This window comes from Buttiauxella sp. (assembly GCF_035271705.1).
In the GTDB taxonomy this organism is placed as follows: domain Bacteria; phylum Pseudomonadota; class Gammaproteobacteria; order Enterobacterales; family Enterobacteriaceae; genus Buttiauxella.
This window is the reverse complement of the sequence record NZ_DATERI010000120.1, coordinates 1-4,393: the sequence shown is the minus strand read 5'-3', so window position 1 is coordinate 4,393 and position 4,393 is coordinate 1. Positions and strand designations below refer to the sequence as shown.

Below are 4,393 nucleotides of genomic sequence, written 5' to 3'. Positions count from 1 at the left end.
ACACAACTGGCGCAGCTCATCCCGTTGATGAGCAACTGTTGGCTATCGTCACCCTCAACGGTGGCTGTCGGAAGCGAAGGGGATGCCGCTGTCAGTGCTTCCGACGGGTTTGATGACTCTGTCAGCGGATCAGACTTTGGGTGAGTTGCGACTTCTGCGCTATATCCCGCTTGTTTTACCGTTTCGATTAACGCATCAGCAGAAGCGGTGCCCGTGACGCTGGCGTGAGTTTGCGTCACTTCTACCTGTTCAACGTCAGGGCGCTGCTCCAGGCTTTCTTTAACGCGTTTAACACAATGACCACAGGTCAGGCCATCAAGGTTGAGTTCGATAACGTGAGACATTTTCAGACTCCTTGTTTTGAAAGTATGGTAAGCCTAAACCTTCCATCAAGGGGAAGGTCAAGCAATACCCGTCATATTTCAAAATACAGATGCATTGGCTGCCCCAGTGTGCCCTGGTCGCGGGTAATTGACTCTGCATTCCATGACAAGACGATCCAGAGGATCTCACCCGCTGAAAATTTAGAAATCTCTTTGTGATGAAAGCATTAGTTGCGCTTATGCAAAAGTATTAACCTGCTTTAATCCCATGGGTTTTATATGGTTAATAAGGATGTGTGATGTTTAGATTAATAAGGATATGGGATTCCGAAAGAGAGCTTTCACCAGAGGATTTTCAGTACATACTCAGGCCTTCCGTGGCCTTTGAAAAGGCACGGATATACTACGATGTGAGCGAAGATGATTATCATTACACCGACGCCAAAATATCCGGCTTTGACCCCCCTCGCAGAAAGCAAGGCCACGTAAACCTGTTTGCCGTATCTGGGCAGCGCCGTCGCGCTGGCTACCGGGATAATGTCTACGACAATACCGAAAGAAACCTGGATATGGGATGGCTCATTGGCTGCAATACATTCGAAGGTTGGGATCACCGTAAGAATCCGTTCTATTTTGATGATAAAGGCGAACTGATCTATGACTGTTTTATGGATCACTGGCATCCCTGGTTTGAGATGCACGTAAGACAAGCTTATGAGAAGTGCCTTAATAATCATAATGGCAGGAAACCCGAACCAACCGTTAAACAACGTGCTTATCCCTATGGTGGCGAACCGGAGCAACACGCTCAGGCTGCAAAAACTATTAACAGTAAAGCTGCGGGGCGGTTGCTTGCAGCTGGTGGCATTTATAACGGGAATATTGAGGGCTTTAAGCAAACGGCCAACCAACTCGGCGGCGATGCACCTGCAGGCTACGATCAACTGATGAATGACCAGAGCAAAGGTCTGATAATTGCTGGAGCCTCAATAGCGGCTGGGTTAGGGATTGGGCGTTTAGGTGCCATGAGCGAGCTAGGCAAGCTGTCCAAACTGAGCAAAATTCCCAAGTTCGAATCCGTTTCCGCTGCTGGAGGGTATGTCACAAAGGAGGGCTACTTACTGAATGCTAAACATGCAGTAATCGACCCTAAAAAAATGGTGTCCTACGCGTTAAATCCGAATCATCCACACGGAGGGAATAAAGCCCGCGTTTTTGAATCTGCGCTTGGCTATAACCCGAGCAATGTGGATACATTAGCGACAAGAGTCCATCAAGGCGTGCTCAATTCCCCTGCCGTAATTAAAGACGCAACTCAGCATGGGCAACTTTTGGGTGTGAATATGCCAATTTTGGGCGTCAATGGTGAAACCGTGATCGTCCGTACTGGCTGGATTTATGAGCCTGAAGCGGTAGTTCCTCGTATGACAACCATATTCGTGGATAAATAGGACAAGCAATGATGCGTGAAGAAATAGAAGTTGTAGTTTTAACCGAGGATTTACCGGAAGAAGGGTTAACAAAAGGCCAGATTGGAACGATTGTTATCGTTTTTACGTCACCGAGACTCGCATATTTAGTTGAGTTTTGCGATGACCAGGGGCGAACCATTGCATTACCTGCTTTGTTACCCCATCAGGTGGAAGATTACATCCCATAGCATTGCCATGATTTTGCACCCCGGTCACTTACTTTAGTCAGTTGCTGGGGATAAACTCCCTTGTCACCTGGCTGCAACTCGAAGGGCCTTGGGGATAGGTCAGTGAGTAAGATGACCCGCTTTTCCCGCTCGGATTAGCGAAGCGATTCCGACAATTTCAGGAGAAAACATGAACATTAGCGATGTGGCGAAAAAAACCGGTTTAACCAGCAAAGCTATTCGTTTTTACGAAGAGAAAGGGTTGGTCACAGCACCGCTTCGTGCTGAAAATGGTTATCGCAGTTACACGCAAAAACATCTGGATGAGCTGACGATCCTGCGCCAGGCACGCAAGGTCGGATTTAACCTTGAAGAGTGTCGTGAACTGGTTAATTTGTTCAACAATCCGGCACGCCATAGTGCGGATGTGAAAACCAGAACGCTGCAAAAAGTGGCTGATATTGAGCAACACATCAGCGAACTTCAGGTCATGCGCCAGCAATTGTTAGCGCTTGCCGAATCTTGCCCGGGTGATGACAGCGCGGATTGTCCTATCATCGATAATCTGGTGGGATGTTGCCATCGGCAGTAATCATTGCATTATTTGCGGTGGCAACATCCGACAACGCCTGTTTAGACCGCCTTTATTTTCAACGTAATTCCTTCAACGGCCTCTACCACAACTTCCGTGCCGGCAGCTAAATCACTCTCGGCCATCACCGGCCATGAGCTATCCGCTACGCGTATATGGCCTCGGCCATTCACCAGTGTGGTATCCAGATGCAAGCGCCTGCCAATGAGCTGATGGCCGCGCTGATTGAGCACTTCGCCCGGTTCTTGCTGTTTGCGCGTCGACAGCCAGCGCCACCACAAAAATGCCGCAACCAGCGTGAGTACGGCAAAGCAAACGCCTTGCCATTCCCAACCCAATGGCACAATCCACACCAGCAAACCGGTCAGCACTGCTGCAATGCCGCACCACAGCAAATAACCACTGGCGCCGAGCATTTCAGCAGCCAGCAGCAGGCCACCCAGCGTCAGCCAGAAGATATGTGGGTGAGCAAACAGCAGGGCTATCATTTTTTACGCTCAATACCGCTTTGCGCGATAAGTTCGCTAATACCAGCAATGGACCCCATCAGACTGGTGGCATCCAGCGGCATTAGCACCACTTTGCTGTTATTGGCAGAACCAATTTGTTGCAGTGCATCGGTGTATTTCTGGGCAACAAAGTAGTTAATCGCCTGAATATCCCCTTTAGCGATAGCTTCGGACACCATTTGTGTAGCGCGAGCTTCAGCTTCAGCACTACGCTCACGGGCTTCCGCTTGCAGGAATGCTGACTGGCGTTCACCTTCTGCTTTCAGGATTTTTGATTGCTTGTCACCTTCGGCTTTGACGATTTCAGCCTGGCGGATCCCTTCGGCTTCCAGAATGTATGCACGCTTCGTTCGCTCGGCTTTCATCTGAGCATTCATCGCGTCAATCAGTTCAGCGGGTGGGCGCACATCACGGATCTCGATACGGGTGATTTTGATACCCCACGGATTGGTGGCTTCATCAACGATATGCAGTAAACGTGTGTTGATGTTGTCACGCTGGGACAGCATTTCGTCCAGCTCCATAGAACCCAACACGGTACGAATGTTGGTCATGGTGAGATTAAGGATAGCGAGTTCAAGATTACTGACTTCATAGGCCGCACGCGACGCATCAACTACCTGAATAAAGCAGACCGCATCAATAGCAACGTTGGCGTTATCTTTGGAAATGACTTCCTGGGAAGGGATGTCCAGCACTTGCTCCATCATATTGATTTTGCGGCCAATGCGGTCCATAAATGGCACCACAAGGCTTAAGCCTGGCATCAGGGTTTTGGTATAACGGCCGAAGCGCTCCACTGTCCATTGGTAGCCTTGCGGCACGATTTTTACCCCGGCGCCGACGATGATCAGCGCGACGAGGATCAGTACGGGAATGACGATTAACATCAAAAAAACCTCCATTGTTTATTTGATGTAAGTCTAACTCTAAACGCTGAATTATTCAGCGACTTCCGTGTTTACCCGTCATCCTTCAAGCTGCAGGGGGGTTGGCTGCACTCGAATGCTAACGGGTATTGCGACTCAATGAACACTCAATACAATAACGAATAAATCTGGCGGCGATACTTCGATGCCAACGCATCCCCTGTGCCCAACGCGGCCAGGATTTCCATCATCATTTTGCGCACTTGCCCGTCTGCCGCACCGAGATCTTTTTTCAGATGGGTGTACAGCATTTCCAGCGCTTCTTCGTTGCGCCCGACCTGATGCAGTTGCAGCGCCAGTTGGCTGGCTAACAGTGCATTTTGTGGATCTAACTCAACTTGTTGCTGAAGCAATTGGATCTCTGGGGTATCTGCAGCTTGCTTAAGCAAATCAATCTGAGC

7 protein-coding genes are annotated in these 4,393 nt (G+C 49.3%); 3 read left to right on the top strand and 4 right to left on the bottom strand.

Going from position 1 to position 4,393, the window contains the following annotated elements:
• A partial coding sequence (locus tag VJY99_RS11045; RefSeq protein ID WP_324118381.1) for a cation transporter occupies positions 1 to 344 on the bottom strand: 344 nt, incomplete at its 3' end.
• 278 nt (positions 345 to 622) lie between these two features.
• Here VJY99_RS11045 and VJY99_RS11040 point away from each other — a divergent pair.
• The 3 genes from VJY99_RS11040 (at position 623) to cueR (ending at position 2,554) form a co-directional block, all read left to right on the top strand.
• Positions 623 to 1,774 (top strand): DUF6883 domain-containing protein, encoded by a 1,152-nt coding sequence (locus tag VJY99_RS11040; RefSeq protein ID WP_324118379.1) that lies wholly within the window; start codon positions 623 to 625, stop codon positions 1,772 to 1,774.
• Between the two features lie 8 nt (positions 1,775 to 1,782).
• Entirely contained in the window at positions 1,783 to 1,983 is a 201-nt protein-coding gene (locus VJY99_RS11035) for a DUF4926 domain-containing protein (protein WP_324118377.1), read from the top strand.
• A 169-nt stretch (positions 1,984 to 2,152) separates the two neighbouring features.
• The gene (gene cueR, locus VJY99_RS11030) at positions 2,153 to 2,554 is read left to right on the top strand and encodes a Cu(I)-responsive transcriptional regulator (protein ID WP_324118376.1); all 402 of its coding nucleotides are present in this window, start codon (positions 2,153 to 2,155) and stop codon (positions 2,552 to 2,554) included.
• 41 nt (positions 2,555 to 2,595) lie between these two features.
• Here the strand turns inward: cueR and VJY99_RS11025 are convergent, their stop codons facing one another.
• The 3 genes from VJY99_RS11025 to VJY99_RS11015 form a co-directional block, all read right to left on the bottom strand.
• A complete protein-coding gene (locus tag VJY99_RS11025; protein ID WP_324118374.1) occupies positions 2,596 to 3,042 on the bottom strand; it encodes an NfeD family protein in 447 nt (148 codons plus the stop codon).
• Positions 3,039 to 3,953: an SPFH domain-containing protein gene (locus VJY99_RS11020; RefSeq protein WP_324118383.1), complete on the bottom strand. Its 915-nt coding sequence runs from the start codon at positions 3,951 to 3,953 to the stop codon at positions 3,039 to 3,041. Before VJY99_RS11020 ends, VJY99_RS11025 begins: the two co-directional genes overlap by 4 nt.
• A gap of 146 nt (positions 3,954 to 4,099) precedes the next feature.
• A partial coding sequence (locus tag VJY99_RS11015; protein ID WP_324118372.1) for a tetratricopeptide repeat protein occupies positions 4,100 to 4,393 on the bottom strand: 294 nt, incomplete at its 5' end.